At 71.0% G+C, this 19,952-nt stretch carries 25 protein-coding genes; 16 read left to right on the top strand and 9 right to left on the bottom strand.

The genetic code is table 11. The annotated features are described in order from the left end of the window. Nucleotides 1–148: 148 nt before the first annotated feature. Nucleotides 149–580 carry a DUF302 domain-containing protein gene (locus AB0915_RS16875; RefSeq protein WP_366691817.1) on the top strand — a complete coding sequence of 144 codons (432 nt, stop codon included), beginning with the start codon at nt 149–151 and terminating at the stop codon, nt 578–580. An 18-nt stretch (nt 581–598) separates the two neighbouring features. Here the strand turns inward: AB0915_RS16875 and AB0915_RS16870 are convergent, their stop codons facing one another. The 6 genes from AB0915_RS16870 to AB0915_RS16845 form a co-directional block, all read right to left on the bottom strand. Beyond that, nucleotides 599–1,963 (bottom strand): HAMP domain-containing sensor histidine kinase, encoded by a 1,365-nt coding sequence (locus AB0915_RS16870; RefSeq protein ID WP_366691819.1) that lies wholly within the window; start codon nt 1,961–1,963, stop codon nt 599–601. Nucleotides 1,964–2,013: 50 nt separating this feature from the next. Continuing rightward, nucleotides 2,014–2,745 carry a response regulator transcription factor gene (locus AB0915_RS16865; protein WP_366691816.1) on the bottom strand — a complete coding sequence of 244 codons (732 nt, stop codon included), beginning with the start codon at nt 2,743–2,745 and terminating at the stop codon, nt 2,014–2,016. Between the two features lie 42 nt (nt 2,746–2,787). Next, complete coding sequence (locus AB0915_RS16860; RefSeq protein ID WP_366691815.1) at nt 2,788–2,961, bottom strand: hypothetical protein; 174 nt, start codon at nt 2,959–2,961, stop codon at nt 2,788–2,790. Between the two features lie 11 nt (nt 2,962–2,972). Further along, on the bottom strand, nt 2,973–4,103 hold the full coding sequence (locus AB0915_RS16855) for a trypsin-like peptidase domain-containing protein (protein WP_366691814.1): 1,131 nt from the start codon (nt 4,101–4,103) through the stop codon (nt 2,973–2,975). A gap of 147 nt (nt 4,104–4,250) precedes the next feature. Further along, nucleotides 4,251–5,294, bottom strand: coding sequence for a LacI family DNA-binding transcriptional regulator (locus AB0915_RS16850; RefSeq protein ID WP_366691813.1), 1,044 nt, complete (start codon nt 5,292–5,294; stop codon nt 4,251–4,253). Between the two features lie 24 nt (nt 5,295–5,318). Next, nucleotides 5,319–6,119 (bottom strand): response regulator transcription factor, encoded by an 801-nt coding sequence (locus AB0915_RS16845; RefSeq protein ID WP_366691812.1) that lies wholly within the window; start codon nt 6,117–6,119, stop codon nt 5,319–5,321. A gap of 312 nt (nt 6,120–6,431) precedes the next feature. Between AB0915_RS16845 and AB0915_RS16840 the strand changes: the two genes are divergently transcribed. The 8 genes from AB0915_RS16840 (at nt 6,432) to AB0915_RS16805 (ending at nt 11,924) form a co-directional block, all read left to right on the top strand. Further along, a complete protein-coding gene (locus tag AB0915_RS16840; RefSeq protein WP_366691811.1) occupies nt 6,432–7,325 on the top strand; it encodes an alpha/beta fold hydrolase in 894 nt (297 codons plus the stop codon). A 41-nt stretch (nt 7,326–7,366) separates the two neighbouring features. Next, on the top strand, nt 7,367–7,621 hold the full coding sequence (locus AB0915_RS16835) for a MoaD/ThiS family protein (RefSeq protein ID WP_030925031.1): 255 nt from the start codon (nt 7,367–7,369) through the stop codon (nt 7,619–7,621). A gap of 10 nt (nt 7,622–7,631) precedes the next feature. After that, nucleotides 7,632–9,047: a hypothetical protein gene (locus AB0915_RS16830; RefSeq protein WP_366691810.1), complete on the top strand. Its 1,416-nt coding sequence runs from the start codon at nt 7,632–7,634 to the stop codon at nt 9,045–9,047. Between the two features lie 136 nt (nt 9,048–9,183). Beyond that, nucleotides 9,184–9,873: a DUF2993 domain-containing protein gene (locus AB0915_RS16825; protein WP_366691809.1), complete on the top strand. Its 690-nt coding sequence runs from the start codon at nt 9,184–9,186 to the stop codon at nt 9,871–9,873. A 216-nt stretch (nt 9,874–10,089) separates the two neighbouring features. Beyond that, a complete protein-coding gene (locus AB0915_RS16820) occupies nt 10,090–10,197 on the top strand; it encodes a putative leader peptide (protein ID WP_358860293.1) in 108 nt (35 codons plus the stop codon). Between the two features lie 137 nt (nt 10,198–10,334). Next, complete coding sequence (locus tag AB0915_RS16815; RefSeq protein ID WP_366691808.1) at nt 10,335–11,180, top strand: sulfurtransferase; 846 nt, start codon at nt 10,335–10,337, stop codon at nt 11,178–11,180. Nucleotides 11,181–11,229: 49 nt separating this feature from the next. After that, nucleotides 11,230–11,517 carry a DUF1416 domain-containing protein gene (locus AB0915_RS16810; protein ID WP_018490348.1) on the top strand — a complete coding sequence of 96 codons (288 nt, stop codon included), beginning with the start codon at nt 11,230–11,232 and terminating at the stop codon, nt 11,515–11,517. Between the two features lie 146 nt (nt 11,518–11,663). Further along, nucleotides 11,664–11,924 carry a DUF3099 domain-containing protein gene (locus AB0915_RS16805; protein ID WP_366691807.1) on the top strand — a complete coding sequence of 87 codons (261 nt, stop codon included), beginning with the start codon at nt 11,664–11,666 and terminating at the stop codon, nt 11,922–11,924. A gap of 31 nt (nt 11,925–11,955) precedes the next feature. On the opposite strand, the gene AB0915_RS16800 is transcribed toward AB0915_RS16805, so the two are convergent. After that, nucleotides 11,956–12,318, bottom strand: a complete 363-nt coding sequence (locus AB0915_RS16800) for a DsrE family protein (protein ID WP_366691806.1) — start codon at nt 12,316–12,318, stop codon at nt 11,956–11,958. A 608-nt stretch (nt 12,319–12,926) separates the two neighbouring features. Between AB0915_RS16800 and AB0915_RS16795 the strand changes: the two genes are divergently transcribed. From AB0915_RS16795 to AB0915_RS16785, 3 genes are all read left to right on the top strand, one after another. Further along, nucleotides 12,927–13,499: an FABP family protein gene (locus AB0915_RS16795; RefSeq protein ID WP_037695873.1), complete on the top strand. Its 573-nt coding sequence runs from the start codon at nt 12,927–12,929 to the stop codon at nt 13,497–13,499. 65 nt (nt 13,500–13,564) lie between these two features. Next, nucleotides 13,565–14,047, top strand: coding sequence for a Fur family transcriptional regulator (locus tag AB0915_RS16790; protein WP_366691805.1), 483 nt, complete (start codon nt 13,565–13,567; stop codon nt 14,045–14,047). A 58-nt stretch (nt 14,048–14,105) separates the two neighbouring features. Further along, entirely contained in the window at nt 14,106–15,071 is a 966-nt protein-coding gene (locus AB0915_RS16785; RefSeq protein WP_366691804.1) for a folate-binding protein, read from the top strand. A 46-nt stretch (nt 15,072–15,117) separates the two neighbouring features. Here the strand turns inward: AB0915_RS16785 and dtd are convergent, their stop codons facing one another. Continuing rightward, nucleotides 15,118–15,567, bottom strand: coding sequence for a D-aminoacyl-tRNA deacylase (dtd, locus tag AB0915_RS16780; protein ID WP_366691803.1), 450 nt, complete (start codon nt 15,565–15,567; stop codon nt 15,118–15,120). 117 nt (nt 15,568–15,684) lie between these two features. Here dtd and AB0915_RS16775 point away from each other — a divergent pair, with 117 nt between their 5' ends. The 3 genes from AB0915_RS16775 to AB0915_RS16765 all read left to right on the top strand — a co-directional run bounded on the left by AB0915_RS16775 (nt 15,685) and on the right by AB0915_RS16765 (nt 18,648). After that, on the top strand, nt 15,685–16,302 hold the full coding sequence (locus AB0915_RS16775) for an ABC transporter substrate-binding protein (protein WP_366691802.1): 618 nt from the start codon (nt 15,685–15,687) through the stop codon (nt 16,300–16,302). 48 nt (nt 16,303–16,350) lie between these two features. Beyond that, complete coding sequence (locus AB0915_RS16770; protein ID WP_366691801.1) at nt 16,351–17,325, top strand: asparaginase; 975 nt, start codon at nt 16,351–16,353, stop codon at nt 17,323–17,325. A gap of 72 nt (nt 17,326–17,397) precedes the next feature. Then, the gene (locus AB0915_RS16765) at nt 17,398–18,648 is read left to right on the top strand and encodes a GNAT family N-acetyltransferase (protein ID WP_366691800.1); all 1,251 of its coding nucleotides are present in this window, start codon (nt 17,398–17,400) and stop codon (nt 18,646–18,648) included. Between the two features lie 317 nt (nt 18,649–18,965). Here the strand turns inward: AB0915_RS16765 and AB0915_RS16760 are convergent, their stop codons facing one another. Further along, on the bottom strand, nt 18,966–19,178 hold the full coding sequence (locus AB0915_RS16760) for a hypothetical protein (RefSeq protein ID WP_366691799.1): 213 nt from the start codon (nt 19,176–19,178) through the stop codon (nt 18,966–18,968). Between the two features lie 96 nt (nt 19,179–19,274). Between AB0915_RS16760 and AB0915_RS16755 the strand changes: the two genes are divergently transcribed. Beyond that, the gene (locus AB0915_RS16755; RefSeq protein WP_366691798.1) at nt 19,275–19,925 is read left to right on the top strand and encodes a TetR family transcriptional regulator; all 651 of its coding nucleotides are present in this window, start codon (nt 19,275–19,277) and stop codon (nt 19,923–19,925) included. The last annotated feature ends 27 nt before the right edge of the window (nt 19,926–19,952 follow it).

Genomic DNA, 19,952 nt, shown 5'->3' with positions numbered 1-19,952 from the left:
CAACCTTTTCCCCCACCCCCCCCCTCTCCCTAGCCGTGGGCCCCCGCTGGGCCCCTTCGGGGGGTGCGGGGGGGGGGGGGTGGGCCGGATGGCCCACCGCCCTGGTGTCATCGGGGGATCCGAAAAAGTCTCGCCTATGGTCGCAAGAATGACTGAGGATGCAGACAAAGGCCTGGTCACCGTGGCCAGCAACAGGCCTGTCCGCGAGACGATCGACCGGCTTCAGGACGCGATCACCGCAGCGGGCTTCCATGTGTTCGCGCGGGTCGACCATGCGGACCACGCCGCCCGTGCCGGGCTGGAACTCCGTCCCACCGAACTGCTCATCTTCGGCAAGCCCGAGGGCGGCACGCACCTGATGCAGGACCAGCAGACCGCCGGCATCGACCTTCCGACGAAGGCGCTGGCCTGGCAGGACGCCACCGGGGTCACCTGGCTGACCTGCAACGACGCCTCATGGGTCGCCGCACGCCACGGGCTGGGGCCGAAGAGCCAAGCCGGTGTCGCGGCACTGGAGGCGAGCACGGTGGCCGCCGTACGCCAGGCCACGTCACCGGCCCTCGACAACCCCGGGGCCTGACCGGATGCCGGGGACGGCTCAGCTCTCCGGTGGCGGCTGCGGTGCGCCCGGCAGGCGGATCGAGGCCGCCGTGCCGCCGCCCGGCGACGGGTGCAGCGCGACCTCGCCGCCCGCCTGCCGGACCGTGCGCGCCACGATCGACAGGCCCAGCCCCGAGCCCGGCAGCTGGCGGGCGGAGGGGGAGCGCCAGAAGCGTTCGAAGACGTACGGGAGCTCCTCGGCCGGGATGCCGGGACCCTGGTCCACCACGGTCAGCTCGCCGCCGCGCAGGGCCACGGCGACCGTGCCGTGCTGCGGGCTGAACTTCACCGCGTTGTCGAGGACATTGACGACCGCTCGCTCCAGCGCTGCCGGCTCGGCCCTGACGTACCACGGTTCGAGGTCCGCGGTGATGGTCAGCTCGGGGCCGCGGAGCCGTGCCCGCTCCAGCGCGGCGGAGGCGATGTCGTGCAGGCCGATGACCTGGAGCGGGCCGGGCTGGGCCGCGTCCGGGCGGGCCAGTTCCTGGAGGTCGCCGATGAGCGACGCCAGCTCCGTCATCTGCGCGGTCACCGATTTCATCAGCGCCTTGCGGTCGTCGGCCGGGATGGGCCGGCCCGTCTCGTCGCTGCGGGCGAGGAGTTCGATGTTGGTGCGCAGGGACGTCAGCGGGGTCCGCAGCTCGTGGCCGGCGTCCGCGATCAGCTGCGCCTGCCGGTCCCGGGACGTGGCGAGGGAGGCGGTCATCGAGTTGAAGGAGCGGGACAGCCGGGCGATCTCGTCCTCGCCCTCGACGGGGATGCGGAGCGAGAGGTCCTCGGTGCGGGCGACATGCTCGACGGCGTCGGTGAGCTCGTCGACGGGGCGCAGGCCGGTGCGGGCGACCCAGAGACCGGCGGCGCCTGCGCCGATGACGCCGATGCCGGAGACGATGAGGAGGACGACGGCGAGCTGGTTGAGGGGGACGGTGACCTGCTCCATCGGCAACGCCACCGAGACGGCGAGGCCAGGCCGGACCAGCGGGCCGATGTGGACCTGCGAGGTGTAGACGCGCATCCTGACGCCGTCCTTCGCCCTGGTGGTGTGCACCGCGTCCCGCTGCTCCCCGGCTGCGACGGCCCGGTCGGCGGACTGCACCGGAATCGCGGACTTGCCCGGCCAGGTGCACGGCTTCGTGCTTGTCGGTGTCACCACCTGGATGGTGTAGGGGATCTCCGGCCCGGGGTTGTTGTTCAGCGGCAGCCCCTGCAGGCAGGCTGCGTTGAGATCCTCGACGATCTGCCGGTCGACAGTGACCTGCCGCAGACTGCTGTCGAGCTGCTCGATCAGCCGGTCCCGCGTGGTCAGCCAGCAGGCCAGAGCCACTGCGGCCACCGCGACCGCCACCGCGGTCGCGACCAGCATCGCCAGCCGGGAGCGCAGCGGCAGGGCACGGAACCGCCGCACGAGGCCTGTCACGCGTCGCCCCCGCCGGCCCGCAGCGCGTACCCCACGCCCCGCACCGTGTGCACGAGCCGCGGTTCGCCGCCCGCTTCCGTCTTGCGGCGCAGGTACATCACGTACACGTCCAGGGAGTTGGAGCTCGGTTCGAAGTCGAAGCCCCAGACCGCCTTCAGGATCTGTTCGCGGGTCAGTACCTGGCGCGGGTGGGCCAGGAACATCTCCAGCAGGGTGAACTCGGTACGGGTCAGCTCGACGCGGCGCGAACCCCGGGTGACCTCGCGGGTGGCGAGGTCCATCCGCAGATCGGCGAAGGACAGCACATTGTCGTCGGGGACGTCGCCGCCCGTCGCGGCCGCGTACGAGCTGCGGCGCAGCAGGGCCCGGATGCGGGCGAAGAGCTCGTCCAGTTCGAAGGGCTTGACCAGATAGTCGTCGGCCCCGGCGTCGAGTCCGGTGACGCGGTCGCCGACGGTGTCGCGGGCGGTGAGCATCAGGATGGGCGTGGTGGTGCCGGTGGCACGGAGGCGGCGGGCGGCGGTCAGACCGTCCATCCGCGGCATCTGGATGTCGAGCACGATCAGATCGGGGGCGTACGACTCCGCCCTGGCGAGGGCGTCGAGACCGTCGACGGCGACCTCGGTGTCATACCCCTCGAACGCGAGACTGCGCTGCAGAGCCTCGCGCACGGCGGGCTCGTCGTCGACGATCAGGATGCGTTGCGGATCGTCTTCGGCGGGGCTCATTGCTCGTCGTCCTTTTCTCTCTGCTGTCGTCGTGCTGTCTTCTCAGCCTCGCACGACTGTCGCACTGCGGCGGGCGGCGCGGCGTTTCCGGCCGGTGGTGCGGGTGGTCGCACGGACCTCCGGCGAGCGCCGCGCCACGGCGGCGAACTCCGTCGCGAGCGTCAGTGGCAGCGCGAGGGCGGCCGGGCCGGTGGGGGTGTCGGAAGGGTGGTTCATGGCTGATCTCCTCAGGAGCTGTTGCCGGACCGCAGGGTGTCCAGGTCGGCCTTGAGCGTGTTCACCGGGATGGCGAAGCCGAGGCCGACGCTGCCCGCGCCGGAGCTGTTCGACCCGTCGGACGAACTCGCGGAGTACATCGCGGAGTTGATACCGATGATCTCGCCGTTCATATTGATGAGCGCACCACCGGAGTTGCCGGGGTTGAGCGAGGCGTCGGTCTGGATGGCCTTGTAGGTGGTGGTGGAGTTGCCGGTGTCGCCGTTGAACTGCTGCCCGCCGAATTCGAACGGCCAGACGCTGCGGCCCCCGCCCTGCTGTCCCTGACCGCTGTCGCTGTCCTTGGCGACGGTGACATCGCGATCCAGGGCGGAGACGATGCCGCTGGTGACGGTGCCGCTGAGGCCCTCGGGCGAGCCGATCGCGACGACCTGGTCACCGACCTTGAGCGAGGAGGAGTCGCCGAGCGTGGCCGTCTTCAGCCCGCGCGCCCCCTCCAGCTTGATGAGCGCGAGGTCCTTGTCGGCGTCCGTGCCGACCACCCTCGCGGTGTACGTCCTGCCGGTGCTGAGCGTCACCTTGATCGTCGAGGCGCCCGCGATGACATGGTTGTTGGTGACGATCTCGCCGTCGGAGGTGATGATCACGCCGGACCCGGTGGACTGGCCCGCGTTCGAGCTCGCGCTGATCTCGACGATCGTCGGCGACACCGCCTGTGCCACTCCGGCGACGGTGCCTGCGCTGCTCTGCGAGACGGTCGTGCCGCTGACCGCACTGCTGCCGCCACTGCCGCTGGAACCGGAGTCGGTGAACTGACCGATGACGGTGGCGGTGGCACCACCGACGACCGCCGCCGCGACGGCCACGGCCGTCAGGAGAGCGACCGGCCGTCCGACCCGGCGCCTGCCGCGCGCGGGCGGCTGGGGTGCGGGTTGCGGCAGCCCGTGGAAGTCGCCGTAGCCGTCGTCACCGCCGCCACTGTGACCGTCGGCGCCGCCGCTGCCGGGCCACACGGTCGTCCCGGGGTCCGCGGCGATCGGCTCCGCCGGCCGGTACGAGGGCGGCGGCGGGTAGGCCGCGTCGCCGTTGCCGTACGAGGGGTGCGTCGGGTATTCGCCGCTCGGGCGGTGGCTCTCAGTCATGTCTACGACTGTGTCCAGCGAACATGAGAGAACCCTGAGTGTGTCCTGAGAAGCCCGACAGAACCGTGTATGCCCCATATAAGAGCCACCGGGAACGTCCTGCGGGTGGGCGGAAGGCGAGCGCCCCGGGCCGGGGAAGTGTCCCGTCTACCGGCCCTGGGCCGTCGGCTCCCCGCACCCGCACGAGCGCCGCACCACCAGCGCCGACGGGAACTGCTTCAGCCGCTCCCGTCGCGAGCCCGAGACCCGCAGGGAGTCGTCGAGCACCAGGTCCACCGCGGCCCGGGCCATGGCCGGGCGGTCAGAGAAGACCGTCGTCAGCGGCGGATCGGTCAGCCCCGCTTCCTTCACGTCGTCGAAGCCCGCCACCGCGAGCTCCCCGGGCACATCGATCCGCAGTTCGCGCGCGGCCCGGAGCACCCCGAAGGCCTGGTCGTCCGTCGAGCAGAAGATCGCCGGGGGCCGGTCCGGACCGGCGAGCAGTCCGAGCGCCACCCGGTAGGCGTCGTAGCGGTTGTACGGGGCCTGGAAGAGGCGCCCCTCCGTGGAGCGCCCCGACTCGTGCATCGCCCGTCGCCAGCCCTCGACGTGGTCCGCGACCGGGTCGCCGACCGCCGGGGTGGACTCCATGCCGCCGAGGCACGCCACGTACGCGTTGCCGTGTTCGAGGAGGTGCCGGGTGGCGAGCTGAGCGCCGCCGATGTCGTCGGTGACGACCGCGACGTCGTCGATCGCCTCGGGCCGCTCGTGCAGCAGCACGACCCGGGCGTCCCATGCCTCCACCTCGGCCGCGGCCCGCTCGCTGGGGCCCTGGCTGACCAGGATCAGTCCGGAGACCCGCATACCGAGGAAGGCGCGGAGATAATGGACCTCGCGCTCGTCGCGGTAGTCGGAGTTGCCGACGAGAACCATTTTTCCGCGCTCGGCGGCAGCCTGTTCGACCGCGTGCGCCATTTCCGCGAAGAAGGGCTGGCGGGCGTCCGGAACGATCATCCCTATGAGGTCGGTCCGCCGCGAGGCCATCGCCTGGGCGACACGATCGGGCCGGTAGCCCAGGTTCTTGATCGCGGCGAGTACCCGCTCGCGCGTGGCCGGGGCAACCGGCCGGGGTCCGTTGTTGATGACGTAGCTGACGACCGCGGTCGACGTCCCCGCCAGTCTCGCCACATCGTCCCGCGTCACCTTGGCCACGCGCGGCAGTCTACGCGGATGGACCTACCTGCCGGCAGGGCGGACCGGGGCATCTTCCACGACCTCGGCCACGGACGGCTGCTCCGAACGGGTGGATGGTTCGGCGGCCGCCTTCGCCGCCTGGGACTTCGCCCCCTCGGCGGCGCGCTCCGCCTTCTCCGGTGCGACGAAGCGGTAGCCGACGTTGCGGACCGTGCCGATCAGTGACTCGTGCTCGGGGCCGAGCTTGGCGCGCAGCCGCCGGACATGGACATCGACCGTCCGGGTACCGCCGAAGTAGTCGTAGCCCCAGACCTCCTGCAGCAGCTGGGCACGGGTGAAGACGCGGCCCGGGTGCTGTGCGAGGTACTTGAGCAGTTCGAATTCCTTGAAGGTCAGGTCGAGGACCCGGCCCTTCAGTTTTGCGCTGTAGGTCGCCTCGTCGACCGAGAGATCACCGCTGCGGATCTCCATCGGGGAGTCGCCGGAAGTGAGCTGCTGCCGGCCGGTGGCCAGCCGCAGCCGGGCCTCGACCTCGGCCGGTCCCGCGGTGTCCAGCAGCACGTCGTCGATGCCCCAGTCGGCGGTGACGGCTGCGAGACCGCCCTCCGTCACGACGAGTATCAGCGGACAGCCAGGTCCGGTGGACCGCAGCAGCTGGCACAGCGACCGCACCTGCGGCAGGTCGCGGCGGCCGTCGACGAGGACGACGTCGGCCCCCGGCGTGTCGACGAGAGCGGGCCCCTCGGCGGGGGCCACCCGCACGCTGTGCAGCAGGAGGCCGAGGGCGGGAAGCACCTCCGTCGACGGCTGAAGAGCGTTGGTCAGAAGCAGCAGTGAACTCATCGCCGCCCACCTGCCCGGGTCGTCGGTCGGTGATCGTGCACGATGTGCTTGCCTTGCTCGCCCATTACGTCGGTCCTCCTCGTTCCCTGCGAGAGGGGCACTCCCGGGCGGGGCCCGGGGGAGATCTGCGGCACTTCTTCGTACGTTTGTCGTGCTGCTGCCGTACGACGATTGTCATACGTGTTCTAGCGGTGCGGTCGCGCGCCCTGGGACCGCTGAGCTTGTCGAAACGTCGTCGTAACAACGCGTGTAAAGCACAAAAGGACCCGGGGGCTGCATTGCCCGGATCCTCTTCCCAGCAGAATAGCCCACATGAGTTCTGTGTCCGAGAGTTCGTTTCGCAGTTCTTCTGTTTGCTTGATCACGCCGGGAGCCCGGCGCACCACATTGCGGACGGATGACGGGCTGCCGATCGAGGCGGTGTACGAACCGTGTACGACGGGTGCCGCCCCCGGCGCCGATGCCGGGGACGCCGGCCCGGCGATCGTGGTCGCGCACGGATTCACCGGTTCGCTGGACCGGCCCGCCGTGCGGCGCGCGGCAGGGGTGTTCGCCCAGCGTGCTGCCGTGATCACGTTCTCCTTCCGGGGGCACGGAGGTTCCGGTGGCCGGTCGACGGTCGGTGACCGTGAGGTGCTGGATCTGGCGGCCGCGGTGGCGTGGGCGCGCTCGCTCGGACACCGGCGAGTGGTGACGGTCGGGTTCTCGATGGGCGGGTCCGTGGTGCTCCGGCACGGGGCGCTGTACACGGCTCCCGGGACCTCTCCGGACACAGCACGGCTCGCGCCTCCGGTTCCCGCGCGCGGGGGGCGGATCGAAGCGCACGCGGACGCGGTGGTGGCTGTGAGTGCTCCGGCCCGTTGGTACTACCGGGGTACGGCCCCGATGCGGCGCCTGCACTGGGTGGTGACCCGGCCCACCGGCCGGCTGGTCGGCCGGTGGGCCTTCCGCACCCGGATCGACCACAAGGAATGGGCCCCCGTGCCGCTCTCCCCGGTCGAGGCGGTCCCGCTGATCGCCCCGGCGCCGCTGCTCATCGTGCACGGCGACCAGGATCCCTACTTCCCGCTCGACCACCCCCGCATGCTGGCCGACGCGGCACAGGGCGGTGCGGAACTGTGGCTGCGGCACGGCATGGGGCACGCCGAGAATGCGGCGGACGAGAGCTTGCTCACCCGGATCGCGGACTGGGCGGTGGCGGAGTGATTCATCATGGACAGCTGACGCGAGACGAAGGGAACGTCGCCATGCCAGCGGGAACCATCCGCTACTGGGCCGCCGCCAAGGCCGCCGCCGGGACCGCGGAGGAGCCGTACGCAGCCGCGACGCTCGCCGAGGCGCTCGACGCGGTGCGCGAGCGGCACCCCGGTGAGCTCACCCGAGTGCTGCAACGGTGCTCGTTCCTGATCGACGGTGACCCCGTGGGTACCCGCAGCCATGAGACCGTACGCCTTGCCGAGGGCGGCACGGTCGAGGTGCTCCCGCCGTTCGCAGGAGGGTGAACCGCAGCACATGAGCAACAGAGATCAGCAGCATCCGTACGGACAGGAGCCCGGGACCGGGACCGGTCACGGGTACGGCAACGGATACGGAAACGGCCAGGAACCGCAGCCGTACGGGCAGCAGGTCCCGTACGACCCGAACCCTGCGTTCCAGGACCTCGGGGTCGCACAGACCTGGGAGGGCCAGACCTGGGACACCCAGTACCAGCCGGCCGTCCCGTCGACGCCGCAGCCGCAGCAGCCCCAGTACGAGCAGCCGCAGCAGTATGCACAGCAGCCCTACGCCGCCCAGCAGTACGAGCAGCCGCAGTACGAGCAGCCGCAGTACGAGCAGCCCCAGTACGAGCAGCCGCAGGCCCAGCAGGCCCAGTACGAGCAGCCGCAGGCCCAGCAGGCCCAGTACGAGCAGCCCCAGGCCCAGTACGAGCAGCCCCAGGCCCAGCAGCCCCAGCAGCCCCAGTACGAGCAGCCGTACCCGGCGCAGGCGCCGCAGCAGCCCGTCGCGGCCACCACCGGCCCTGCCGGATATCCGATCCCGCAGGGCGCCTCCGGCTCGTACCCGCTGCCCCCCGAGGTCCCGGCCGCCGCCCCGGCCGCACCGGCACCGGACGCGGCGGCCGCGCCCGACGCCTCCGGCTACAGCGCGCCCACCACGCTGGGCAACAGCCGCATCACCGACGCCCAGCGCGCCCGCGCCGAGGGCCGTTCGCCGATCATCGCGCCGGGGATGCAGCCGGCGGCGATCACGGCGGGGCTCGGGCTGCTGCTCGCCCTCGGTGCCGCGATCGGGCCGTACGCGCTCTTCGTACCGCTGGTGCTCCTCCAGGCCGTGACCGCCGCCGGCTGGTTCCGGCTCAACGGCATGTGGCCCGCCCGGCAGGGCATCGCGCTCGCCTTCGCCGGCGGGTTCGTCGCCGATGTCGTGCTGCTCGTCGCGGGCCGGGAGAACGCACCGGCGGCGATCCTCGGCACCCTCGGCATCTGGGTGCTGCTCACCGTCGTCCTGCAGCTGCGCAGCCACGCGGGCGCCGATGAGCGGATGTACGGGCTGATGGCCACCGTCGCCTCGGCCGCCCTGGCGATCCTCGCCGCCGGGCATCTCGCGGCGGCGCCGGACGCCGTGACGGCCGGCTGTGTGGCTGTCGCGGTCGCCGTGCTCGTCCGGGCGCTGCCGCTGCCCGGACCCGCCTCGGTCGTGGTGGCGCTGCTCGCCGCCGCGGGTGCCGGCGTCACGGTCGGTGGGCTCACCGACCTCGGCGCGAAGGGCGCCTTCCTCGGGCTCGCGGCCGGTGGCTGCGCGCTGATCGGGCTGCGGGTGGCGAGCTACGACTACCCGTCACGTTTTGTGCACATGACGGCCGGGGTGGCGCTGCCGCTCACCGCCGCGGCCCCCGCCGTGTATCTGATCGGCCACGCGGTCTCCTGACCCGCGGGACCCGCCGCGGACCGGGAACCGCGGAGGGGCCCCGGCTCGTCGATCACCCCGGGCGTGCCGTGCAGCCGCAGCAGGCTCACGGGCGCCAGGGGGTCCGGGCGGACGCAGGGTGGGGGGAAGAACGGGCATGCGTGCACTGCGAACACTGCTGGTCATCGTGGTGGCCCTGGGGGGCATCTTCATCGTCGTCGACCGGGTCGCGGTGTACTTGGCCGAGTCCGAGGCGGCAGGCCGGGTCGAGGTCACCGGGGGCACGGTCGACTCGACGGACGTCTCCATCAAGGGTTTCCCCTTTCTGACCCAGGTCGCCGGATCGGCACTCGACCAGGTCGACATCAAGCTCACCGGCATCGAGACCGCCGCCGGCGGGCGCAGGATCCGGATCAGCGAGATGAGCGCCGAACTCCACGACGTCACGCTGGCCGACGGCTTCTCCAGCGCCACCGCCGCCCGGGCCACGGGCACGGCGACCATCTCGTACGAGGATCTGACGCACGCGGCCGGCGACGGCGTCGTCGTCGAGTACGGCGGCAACGGCAAGGTGAAGGTGACCGGCGCCATCGACATCCTCGGCCGCACTCTCACGCGCAGCGTGACCTCCACCGTCACCCTCGTCGACGGCCGCACCGTGCGGGTGCACGCGGACAGGGTGCCGGGCGAGGGCATTCCCGGACTCGAGGGCCTGGTGCGCAGGAAGACCGACTTCGAGCGGGAGATCGGCGCCCTGCCGAGCGGGCTGAAGCTGCAGCGGATCGAGCCGACGAAGGACGGTCTGGAGATCTCGGTGACGGGTTCGGACGTCCGGCTCGCGGGATAGCTGAACCGCGTGCAGGCTGGGTAGGGCATTCCACAGTCGCCGCGCCACATAGTGAGACGGGCCCGTCCGATCCGCAGATGACCGAACGGCGCGCTCCTCCCGGCGCGACTCCCGGCGGCACAGCGATCGCTCGACTGTCCCGCATTGCGGACGATCGCGTCTCACAATGCGACATGCCGGTGACATGTCCGCCCGTACGTCCCTACGATCGGTGCCATGCAGTGCTCTATCAGCGGCCTCCGTCAGCGGGGCCACGCGGATCTCACGAAGCGGCGGGCAGTAGACCTGTGCCGCGTCGCCGCCATGCTCTGTCGCACTGTCTGAGCGGGATCGTCGCATCCCGCATTACCCCGGCCCTTCGACCGCTGTCAGGGCCCATTTCCGTGCACGTGTGTACGCGCAGAAATGCGCCCCCGTACATCCGCACCATCTCGCCGCAGACTGCCCCGGAGGAGAAAAGAATGAGCCGCAGTGACGTCCTCGTAGACGCCGACTGGGTCGAGGCCCACATCGACGACCCGAAGGTTGCTCTGGTCGAGGTTGACGAGGACACCTCGGCGTACGAGAAGAACCACATCAAGAACGCGATCCGGATCGACTGGACCAAGGACCTCCAGGACCCGGTCCGCCGAGACTTCATCGATCAGGCCGGCTTCGAGAAGCTCCTGTCCGGGAAGGGCATCGGCAACGACACCACGGTCGTGCTCTACGGCGGCAACAACAACTGGTTCGCGTCCTACGCGTTCTGGTACTTCAAGCTCTACGGTCACCAGGACGTCCGCCTGCTCGACGGCGGCCGCAAGAAGTGGGAGCTCGACTCCCGCGACCTGGTCGACGGCGACCAGATCCCGTCCCGTCCGGCCACCCAGTACAAGGCCCAGGCACAGGACCAGTCGATCCGCGCCTACCGCGACGAGGTTGTGGCGGCGATCGGCAACCAGAACCTGGTCGACGTGCGTTCGCCCGACGAGTTCAGCGGCAAGCTGCTCGCCCCGGCGCACCTCCCGCAGGAGCAGTCGCAGCGTCCGGGCCACATCCCGACCGCGCGCAACATCCCGTGGTCGAAGAACGCCAACGACGACGGCACCTTCAAGTCGGACGACGAGCTCAAGGCCCTCTACGAGGACGAGCAGGTCGACCTGTCGAAGGACACCATCGCGTACTGCCGCATCGGTGAGCGCTCCGCCCTGACCTGGTTCGTGCTGCACCAGCTGCTCGGTCAGGAGAACGTCAAGAACTACGACGGTTCGTGGACCGAGTACGGCTCCCTCGTCGGTGTGCCGATCGAGCTCGGCGCCAACAAGTAACTCCGCCCGACCTGGACCAGCGCGACCCCGACCAGAAGGACAGAACACCATGTGTGGAGCAAAGGCCGGCGGCCCCGACGCCTCGACCATCAAGCCCGGTGAGACCACGATCCAGGGCAGCGTGACCCGCGACGGCGAGCCGGTGACCGGTTACGTCCGTCTGCTGGACTCGACCGGCGAGTTCACCGCTGAGGTCCCGACCTCGGCGACCGGACAGTTCCGCTTCTACGCGGCCGAGGGCACCTGGACGCTGCGCGCCCTCGTCCCGGGCGGCAGCGCCGACCGCACGGTCGTCGCGCAGACCGGTGGCCTCTCCGAGGTGGCCATCGCCGTCTGATCCGCGGCACAGATCGGCCGGAGGGCCGTACCCCAGGGGGTTGGACGCCTTCTGAACCGGGGTACGGCCCTTCGCGCCGTCCACAGGGTGTGCGCGGGCCCGTTCGTGCCGGGTGCACAGGCCGGGATCGGGCCTACGCTTGAGTTATGTACGCCCGGCGTCGTCGCCGCTACTTCCTGATGATGGGCGGATGCATCGTCCTTTTCGTCTCCGCCTGGGCCTTCGTGCGGCTCTGGTCGATGCCCGTCGCCGTCGGAATGTGCGTGGTCGCCATGGTCATCCCGCCCGTCGCGGCGATGGTCGCCAACCGGCGGGGGCCGGAGGACCGCTGGTGGGACGATCCGTCCGGCGACCCGCAGTCGGACGAGTGGTGGGACGAGCTCGACGGCAAGAAGCGCCGCCAGTAGCAGAACTGTCCGCCATCGGCAGGAAGAACCGTCAGTAGACGAGGGCCTGGACGCCGTCGGCCATGACCTCGCTGACGAAGACCTGGGCACCCGCGATCCGTACGCCTTCCAGTACGTCGTTCTCGGTGATGTCGCGCCGAGCCGCGCACTGGGTGCAGAGGGTGATCAGGCCGCCGGCCTGAATCGACTCGATCAGGTCCGGCAGCGGTGCGGCGTGCGGAAGGTCGAACTCGGCGGCGCGGCCCGGCAGGGCGAACCAGCTGGACTCGCCGGTCAGCCAGAGCGAGACCTCGACACCGCTGGCGACGGCGACCGCCGCCACCGTGAACGCCTGCGAGCAGCGCTCGGCGGAATCGGCACCTGCGGTCACCTTGATCACGAGCTTCTTCGGCATAGGCCGAACTGTAATCGTCGGCCGCACAACCCCACCCCACCGCCATGGGTCAGTTGGGTGCGCAGGTAATGGAGTCTGCGCCTCAGGTCTCGTGAGGGGACTCATCCGGGAACCAGGTCGAGATGGCGGATCAGGTCATAGAGCCGACCGCAGCACCACCCGCAGTCGTTCCCGCTCCTGCTGCCGGCCCCGGCCGGAGCAACGGCGGACAAGGAACTCACCGGTGGGTGGGTGAGCGCGGCGCAGTACCTCTCCGTCTACCAGGGCCGGCGCGGAACGCGTCCCGTTCGACCAGACGCTGATCCTGCGGAACCAGCTGCTGGGCTGACCCGCACGCCCGGGAAGCCCCTTCCCTCGGCACGCCCCGAACCGTCGCGCCGGGGCTCTACCCATTAGGCTGGGGCCCGGCCCCGTATTGCCGCCATACCGCTCGTTATCGCTCGTCCGAGGAGCTCCCGTGCTTGAGGCATTCTTCACCACCCTGCTGGTTCTGGTCTGCGTCGGCGTTCTTGCCTTCGCGGCGCTGACCGTGAAGAAGCTGTACCAGGGCCAGCGCTGACCCGAGTCCGCACCACTTACCACTCCCTCACAGATCGCCTGAGCCGCTCATGATCGAGATCCCGTCCGACCTCCACCCGGACCTCGTCCCGCTTGCCTTCCTGCTCGGCAACTGGGCGGGCGCGGGTGTGTCCGACTTCCCCGGCGCCGAGAAGTGCAACTTCGGCCAGGAAGTCTCCTTCAGCCACGACGGCCGGGACTTCCTGGAGTACGTCTCGCACTCCTGGGTGCTCGACGCCGAGGGCAACAAGGTCAAGCCGCTGGAGACCGAGTCCGGCTACTGGCGCATCGACAAGGACCGCAAGGTCGAGGTCGTCATGGTCCGCGACCAGGGGGTCATCGAGATCTGGTACGGCGAGCTCGCCCACCAGAAGCCGCAGATCGACCTGGTCACCGACGCGGTGGCCCGGACCGCGGCCTCCGGCCCGTACAACGGTGGCAAGCGCCTCTACGGCTATGTGAACAGTGACCTGATGTGGGTCGGGGAGAAGGCCACCCCCGACGTGGAGCTGCGCCCGTACATGTCGGCGCATCTGAAGAAGGTCGTCACCCCGGAAGAGGTCGAGGCGATGGCGAAGAGCCTCGGCGACCTGCCGGACGACGGCATCGCGTTCTTCAAGTAGCCGTACGCCTCCCAGGTACGCGCACGACCAGCGGTCAGATGCTCACCCGGTCCTACACTGGGCCTGTGGTGAGCACCGACTGGAAGACCGATCTTCGGCAGCGCGGCTATCGGCTGACGCCGCAGCGGCAGCTTGTCCTGGAAGCCGTCGACACACTGGAACACGCGACGCCCGACGACATCCTCGCCGAGGTACGCAGGACGGCGTCCGGTGTGAACATCTCGACCGTCTACCGGACCCTGGAGCTCCTGGAGGAGCTCCAGCTGGTCAGCCATGCCCATCTGGGGCACGGGGCGCCGACGTACCACCTGGCCGACCGCCACCACCACATCCATCTGGTCTGCCGGGACTGCGAGGGCATCATCGAGGCCGATGTCGACGTCGTCGCCGAATTCACCGCGAAGCTGCGGGACAGCTTCGGCTTCGAGACCGACATGAAGCACTTCGCGATCTTCGGCCGCTGCGCCGGCTGCACGGCGAAGGCGGCGGACGGTGAGCCGGGCGATCGGGCGGCCGATCGACCCCGGCCGCCCGCGTCCGCGCAGTAACGGCCTCCCCCACGACAGGGAGTGGGGGAGGCCGTAAACCGAGTCGTACGCTGGTCGCATGAAGAGCCCCTTGCTGTCCCTGCCCGGCGCCGTCCCCGCCGAGGGCCGCGACGAAGGTGTCGCCGCGCACTACGGCGACCTGTTCCGCGAGCAGCGAGCCCTCGCCGACGGCACCGGCCTCGTCGACCTCTCGCACCACGGCGTCGTCACCGTCACCGGAAGCGACCGGCTGGCCTGGCTGCACCTGCTGATCACCCAGCACGTCAGCGAACTCGCCCCGGGGGAGGCCACCGAGGCGCTGATCCTCACCTCGCACGGGCACATCGAGCACGCTCTCTATCTCGTCGACGACGGCGAGACGGTGTGGATGCACGTCGAACCGGGCACCCAGGGCGACCTGATCGCCTATCTGGACTCGATGAAGTTCTTCTACCGGGTGGAGGTCACCGACCGCACCGAGGACTTCGCCGTCGTGCACCTGCCGGCCGGCTCCATCGCGGAGGTCCCCGAGGGCGTCACCGTACGGGAGGCACCGCACGGCCGTGACCTGTTCCTGCCCCGCGCCGACCTGGAGACCTACGCCGCCGAGAACGGCCCGGTGGCCGGCATCCTGGCCTACGAGGCGCTGCGCGTCGAGGCTCACCGCCCCCGGCTCGGCTTCGAGACCGACCACCGCACCATCCCGCACGAGTTGGGCTGGATCGGCACCGCCGTCCATCTCCAGAAGGGCTGCTACCGCGGTCAGGAGACCGTGGCCCGGGTGCAGAACCTCGGGAAGCCGCCGCGCCGGCTGGTCTTCCTGCATCTGGACGGCAGCGACGTGATCCTGCCCGGACACGGCACCCCGGTGCGGCTCGCAGCGGACGGGGTGGAGGGGCGTCAGCTCGGCTTCATCACGACGTCCGCCCGCCACCACGAGCTGGGGCCGATCGCGCTGGCGCTGGTCAAGCGGAACGTGGCGGTGGACGCGGAACTACTCGCGGGGGACACCGCGGCGGCCCAGGAGACGGTCGTCGAGCCGTAGATCCGCTACGCGCGGCCGTCTACGGACGCGCACGGCCGAACCCGGCTCAGACCTCGATCAGTACGGTGAACGGGCCATGGTTCGTGAGCGAGACCCGCATGTCCGCTCCGAACCGGCCCGTCTCCACCTGCGCGCCCAGCGCCCGCAGCTGTGCCACCACCTCGTCGACCAGCGGTTCGGCGACCTCGCCGGGCGCCGCGGCGTTCCAGGTGGGCCTGCGCCCCTTACGGGCGTCCCCGTAGAGAGTGAACTGCGAAATCACCAAAAGCGGTGCATTCACATCGGAGCAGGACTTCTCACCCTCCAGGATGCGCACCGACCAGAGCTTGCGGGCGAGCTGCGCCGCCTTCTCCGTGGTGTCCCCGTGGGTCACTCCGACCAGCACACACAGTCCTTCGCCGACGATTTCGCCGACCACCTCGGGCCCGTTTCCGTCGCTCGCGCCGTCGGCCACCGTGACGCTCGCGCCGTCCACTCTCTGTATCACCGCACGCATACAGACCAACCTATCTTGGGCTGAACGGGTACAGAGCATCTGCATAGGCGCGGTGTGGGGTGGCACCATGCACGGGAGGCGGTGTGCCGACGCACCGGTCGAGGGGATGGACAGAGCATGAGTACATATGGAACCGGGCAGTCCCCCGGTGTCGTACCGGTCACGCGCGCCGCCGGTACCAGTACGAGTACCAGCACCATGCGTCCGCCCGTGCAGCGGACCGGTCCCGGCCCGGGGGGCGGCCTGCCCGGGCCCTCGCAGCCGGAGCTGGGCGCCCTGCGGCTGCCGGAACTGCGCGCGATGCGCCGCGACGCGCAGCGCGATGAGGCAGACCTCAGTTACGTACGCCGTCTGGTCCAGGGGCGGATCGACATTCTGCGGGCCGAGCTGGCCCGCCGCCGGGACCCCGAGACACCGGTCGTGGACCGGCTCTCCGAGATCCTCGCCGACACCCCGTCGCGGCACCGCTCGTCCGCCCGGCACGTGACGCTGACCACGCCGCGGAGCGACGAGTTCCGCCGGCTGGCCGCCGAGACACTCGCCGAGGTCGAACTCTCCGACCTCGACGCCCGCACGGACGCGGAGCTGCACACCGCGATGGGACGGCTCGTCCGGTACGAACAACAGGTCTCCCGCCGCCGTCACCAGCTGCAGTGCACCACGGACGATTGCAGTGCGGAGATCGCCCGCAGGTACCGTGATGGGGAAGCACAAGTAGACGACCTGCTCACCTGAAGCGATCCTTCCGGGGCGGGTCCCGCACAGCCCCGGAAGGCCGCCGCGATGAGCTCCACCCCCTTCATATCCCCGGCGGCCCCTGAGCTGCCCGTTCTGGCCGAGGTCGTACGGTCCGGCTTCGTCGAAGGCCACCACCGGGGCTCGCTGGTCGTGCTGGCCGCCGACGGCAGTGTGGAGCAGGCGCTGGGAGACCCGGCCGCAGCGGTCTTCCCGCGCTCCTCGAACAAGCCGATGCAGGCCGCCGCCGTGCTGCGGGCCGGGCTCGACCTCTCCGGGGAACGGCTGGCGCTGGCCGCCGCGAGCCACTCGGGCGAGGGGTTCCACCTCGATCTCGTACGCAAGATGCTCGCCGAGCACGGACTGACGCCGGACGATCTGCAGACCCCGCCCGATCTGCCGCTGGACCCGGCGGAGGCGGAGACCTATCTCGCCGCGGGCGGCGTCCGCGAGCGGATCACCATGAACTGCTCCGGCAAGCACGCGGCGATGCTCGCGGTGTGCGCACTCAACGGCTGGGACCCGGCGACCTATCTGGACCCCGCCCACCCGCTCCAGCAGTTGGTCCACCAGGCGGTCGAGGACGCGGCGGGCGAACCGGTCACGGCGGTGGGGACGGACGGCTGCGGGGCCCCGCTGATGGCGATCAGCCTGGTCGGTCTGGCGCGGGCGTTCCGCTCGTTCGTGCTGGCCGAGGCGGGCACCGCGGAGCGCCGGGTGGCGGATGCGATGCGCGCCCACCCGGAGTACGTCGCGGGCACCCGGCGCCCCGACACCTGGCTGATGCGCGAAGTGCCGGGCACGCTCTCCAAGATGGGCGCGGAGGCGGTCCAGGCGGTGGCGCTGGCGGACGGCCGGGCGCTGGCATTCAAGATCGACGACGGCGGCGGGCGGGCGCTCGGCCCGGTGCTGGCCAGGGCGCTGGAGCTGCTCGGCATCGACGCCCCGGTGGTGGACCGGATCGGCCGGGCGCCGCTGCTGGGCGGCGGCGCGGAAGTGGGCGTGATCCGGGCGGCGTTCTGACCGTCCGGCTCCCCCGGGGAGGCCCGGAAAACCTGGCGACATGGCCCGTCCCGTACGCCTAGCGTGGGGTGCATGAGTCTTGAGGCCCGTACCGTCACCGAATCCGAGTACCCCAGCTGGCTGCGTGCCGTGAACACCGGCTTTCTGCGCCCGCCGACGGTGACGGAGGGGGAGGTCGCGAGCCGCCTCCCGCACACGGATCTGGCCCGTACCCAAGGGGTGTTCGACGGCGAGCGGTGCGTGGCGTCGTTCCGGTCGTTCGCGCAGGAGCTGACGGTCGTCGGCGGCGCCGCGGTGCCGTCCGACGCGGTCACCAACGTCACGGTGTCGCCCACGCACCGCCGGCGCGGGCTGCTCAGCCGGATGATGGCCACGGACCTGGCGGCGGCGAAGGAGCGCGGCGACGTGGTCGCGACGCTGATCGCCGCCGAGTACCCGATCTACGGGCGGTACGGGTTCGGCCCGGCCACCTGGACCACCGAGTGGGAGATCGACGTCCCCCGGGCCGGCCTGGACCCGCGCTGGTCGGGCCCGTCCGCGGCGGACGGCGGCCGGATCGACCTGGTGGACGGGGCGGAGGTGCGCAAGCTCGGCCCCGCCCTGCACGACCGGCTGCGCGCCCGGCAGCACGGCGTGGTCAGCCGCGGAGACCGCTGGTGGCAGTTGAACACCGGCGAGGACGTACCCATCCCGGGTTCATGGACGGAACCGTTCTACGCGGTGTACCGCAACGCGGACGGCGAGGCCGACGGCCTGCTCGCCTACCGCGCCGACGACAAGTGGAGCGACGCGAAGCAGCCGCTGAACCGGGCGTCCGTCCTCGGTCTGATCGCCGAGACCCCGGCGGCGGAACGCGCGCTGTGGCACTTCGTCTGCTCCATCGACTGGGTCACGACGGTCCGCTCCGGCTACCGCGCCCCCGACGACTTGCTTCCCCTCCTCCTCCCGGACCCGCGCGCGGCCCGCGTCGTCACGCAGGCCGACTGGATGTGGGTGCGCGTCCTGGATGTCGTACGAGCCCTGGAGGCGCGCACCTACGCCGCGCCGGCCACCCTGACCCTGGACGTCCACGACCCGGCCGGCCTGAGCGGCGGCCGCTTCCGCCTGGACGCCTCCCCGGACGGCGCGTCCTGCACGCCGACCACGGAGCGCGCCGATCTGGCTCTGGACGTACGGGAGCTGGGGACGCTCTACCTCGGCGACGAATCGGTGCTCCGGCTCGCGGCACTGGGCCGGATCGACGAACTCACGCCGGGCGCTGCGGCGGTGGCGGACGGGGTGTTCCGGGCGGGACGGCGCGCTTGGTGCCCGGATGTGTTCTGACCGCGTGCCACGTACCCCCTCCTGGGATGGATTCCGGGGCGGATCTCCGCCCCGGGTGGGGGACGTCGTCGCAGGCCCGGGGGCCGCGGTCCGGGGGCGGCGCGGAAGGTGGTTCAGGTGACTGGAACATACGGTTCGTCGGGCGGGACGGGCCTGCCGGCCAGCATCGAAGCCGCCTGAAGCATGGACGCGGAGGTTCCGGATCCCCGGCCTGTCACGCCTTTCGCGTGCTGAGCAGCACCTTGCCGACCAGGCCGCGCCCCTCGCGATCGCCACCTGCGCCTGCGCCGCCTTCTCCAGTGGGTGGACCTGCCCGGTCACCGGGCGCAGCCGCCCGGCACGTACGGCGGGACGACCGGGAAGTTGTCCCGGAACGCGCCCGACCGGATCTGGGTCTCCACGAGCGTGTCAACGTCACTCACGTCGATCACCACCTCGTCGGGCCCCGCCACCGGGTCGGGCCGCTCGGCCGGACCCAGTACCTCCGGAGCGCCCAGCTCCCTGACCAGCGCCACACGCATGCGGATCACACCCCTCCGCGTTCCGGCGGCCGGCCGGTCCGGTGCCCGTGTTCCCACCCTCGGACGCCGAGTCCGGTCGAGGTCAACGGCGTACGCTTCGTGGTCATGAACGGAGAGAAGGCCCGACCCGGGACCGCGGCTCAGCCGCTGATCAGCCTGCGGGAGCGGAAGAAGCAGCTGACGTACCAGGCAGTTTCCGATGCCGCGATCGCCATGTTCCTGGAGCGGGGCTTCGACAAGGTCTCGGTGGCGGAGGTGGCGGCCGCCGCCGACATCTCCAAGCCCACGCTGTTCCGGTACTTCCCGACCAAGGAGGACCTGGCGTTGCACCGGTTCGCCGATCACGAGGACGAGGCGGCGAGGGTGATCGCGGCCCGCCCGGAGGGCGAATCGCCGCTGGACGCCCTGCGCCGCCACTTCCTCGACGGCCTGGAGCGGCGCGACCCGGTGACGGGGCTCTGCGATGCGCCGGAGGTGCTGGCGTTCCACCGGATGCTGTACGGGACGCCGTCGCTGGTGGCCCGCCTGCACGGGTACCAGAGCCGCTCGGAGGCGGCGCTCGCGCGTGCGCTGGGCGACGGAGTGCGGGACCGGCTGGCGGCGGGGCAGATCATCGCCGTGCAACGAATCCTGGCGATGGAGAGCTGGCGGCGGATCGACGCCGGGGAGAGTGCGGACGAGGTGTACGGGGACGCGGTGCGAGCGGCCGAACTCGCCTTCGTGCAGCTGAGGTCGGGGATCGAGGGGGACCGGTAGGGCGGGCGGCCCCGCCCGGCCCGCCGT

Origin of the sequence: Streptomyces sp. NPDC048411 (assembly GCF_040704695.1) — a bacterium.
GTDB lineage: Bacteria > Actinomycetota > Actinomycetes > Streptomycetales > Streptomycetaceae > Streptomyces.
The sequence above is the reverse complement of the archived record's forward strand: the minus strand, read 5'-3'. Positions and strand labels throughout refer to the sequence as shown.

Excerpts from the sequence above, each read along its gene's own strand:
- AB0915_RS16875 (WP_366691817.1), top strand. The coding sequence starts at position 149 with ATGACTGAGGATGCAGACAAAGGCCTGGTCACCGTGGCCAGCAACAGG.
- AB0915_RS16870 (WP_366691819.1), bottom strand. The coding sequence starts at position 1,963 with ATGCTGGTCGCGACCGCGGTGGCGGTCGCGGTGGCCGCAGTGGCTCTG.
- AB0915_RS16865 (WP_366691816.1), bottom strand. The coding sequence starts at position 2,745 with ATGAGCCCCGCCGAAGACGATCCGCAACGCATCCTGATCGTCGACGAC.
- AB0915_RS16860 (WP_366691815.1), bottom strand. The coding sequence starts at position 2,961 with ATGAACCACCCTTCCGACACCCCCACCGGCCCGGCCGCCCTCGCGCTG.
- AB0915_RS16855 (WP_366691814.1), bottom strand. The coding sequence starts at position 4,103 with ATGACTGAGAGCCACCGCCCGAGCGGCGAATACCCGACGCACCCCTCG.
- AB0915_RS16845 (WP_366691812.1), bottom strand. The coding sequence starts at position 6,119 with ATGAGTTCACTGCTGCTTCTGACCAACGCTCTTCAGCCGTCGACGGAG.
- AB0915_RS16840 (WP_366691811.1), top strand. The coding sequence starts at position 6,432 with ATGAGTTCTGTGTCCGAGAGTTCGTTTCGCAGTTCTTCTGTTTGCTTG.
- AB0915_RS16835 (WP_030925031.1), top strand. The coding sequence starts at position 7,367 with ATGCCAGCGGGAACCATCCGCTACTGGGCCGCCGCCAAGGCCGCCGCC.
- AB0915_RS16830 (WP_366691810.1), top strand. The coding sequence starts at position 7,632 with ATGAGCAACAGAGATCAGCAGCATCCGTACGGACAGGAGCCCGGGACC.
- AB0915_RS16825 (WP_366691809.1), top strand. The coding sequence starts at position 9,184 with ATGCGTGCACTGCGAACACTGCTGGTCATCGTGGTGGCCCTGGGGGGC.
- AB0915_RS16820 (WP_358860293.1), top strand. The coding sequence starts at position 10,090 with ATGCAGTGCTCTATCAGCGGCCTCCGTCAGCGGGGCCACGCGGATCTC.
- AB0915_RS16815 (WP_366691808.1), top strand. The coding sequence starts at position 10,335 with ATGAGCCGCAGTGACGTCCTCGTAGACGCCGACTGGGTCGAGGCCCAC.
- AB0915_RS16810 (WP_018490348.1), top strand. The coding sequence starts at position 11,230 with ATGTGTGGAGCAAAGGCCGGCGGCCCCGACGCCTCGACCATCAAGCCC.
- AB0915_RS16805 (WP_366691807.1), top strand. The coding sequence starts at position 11,664 with ATGTACGCCCGGCGTCGTCGCCGCTACTTCCTGATGATGGGCGGATGC.
- AB0915_RS16800 (WP_366691806.1), bottom strand. The coding sequence starts at position 12,318 with ATGCCGAAGAAGCTCGTGATCAAGGTGACCGCAGGTGCCGATTCCGCC.
- AB0915_RS16795 (WP_037695873.1), top strand. The coding sequence starts at position 12,927 with ATGATCGAGATCCCGTCCGACCTCCACCCGGACCTCGTCCCGCTTGCC.
- AB0915_RS16785 (WP_366691804.1), top strand. The coding sequence starts at position 14,106 with ATGAAGAGCCCCTTGCTGTCCCTGCCCGGCGCCGTCCCCGCCGAGGGC.
- dtd (WP_366691803.1), bottom strand. The coding sequence starts at position 15,567 with ATGCGTGCGGTGATACAGAGAGTGGACGGCGCGAGCGTCACGGTGGCC.
- AB0915_RS16775 (WP_366691802.1), top strand. The coding sequence starts at position 15,685 with ATGAGTACATATGGAACCGGGCAGTCCCCCGGTGTCGTACCGGTCACG.
- AB0915_RS16770 (WP_366691801.1), top strand. The coding sequence starts at position 16,351 with ATGAGCTCCACCCCCTTCATATCCCCGGCGGCCCCTGAGCTGCCCGTT.
- AB0915_RS16765 (WP_366691800.1), top strand. The coding sequence starts at position 17,398 with ATGAGTCTTGAGGCCCGTACCGTCACCGAATCCGAGTACCCCAGCTGG.
- AB0915_RS16755 (WP_366691798.1), top strand. The coding sequence starts at position 19,275 with ATGAACGGAGAGAAGGCCCGACCCGGGACCGCGGCTCAGCCGCTGATC.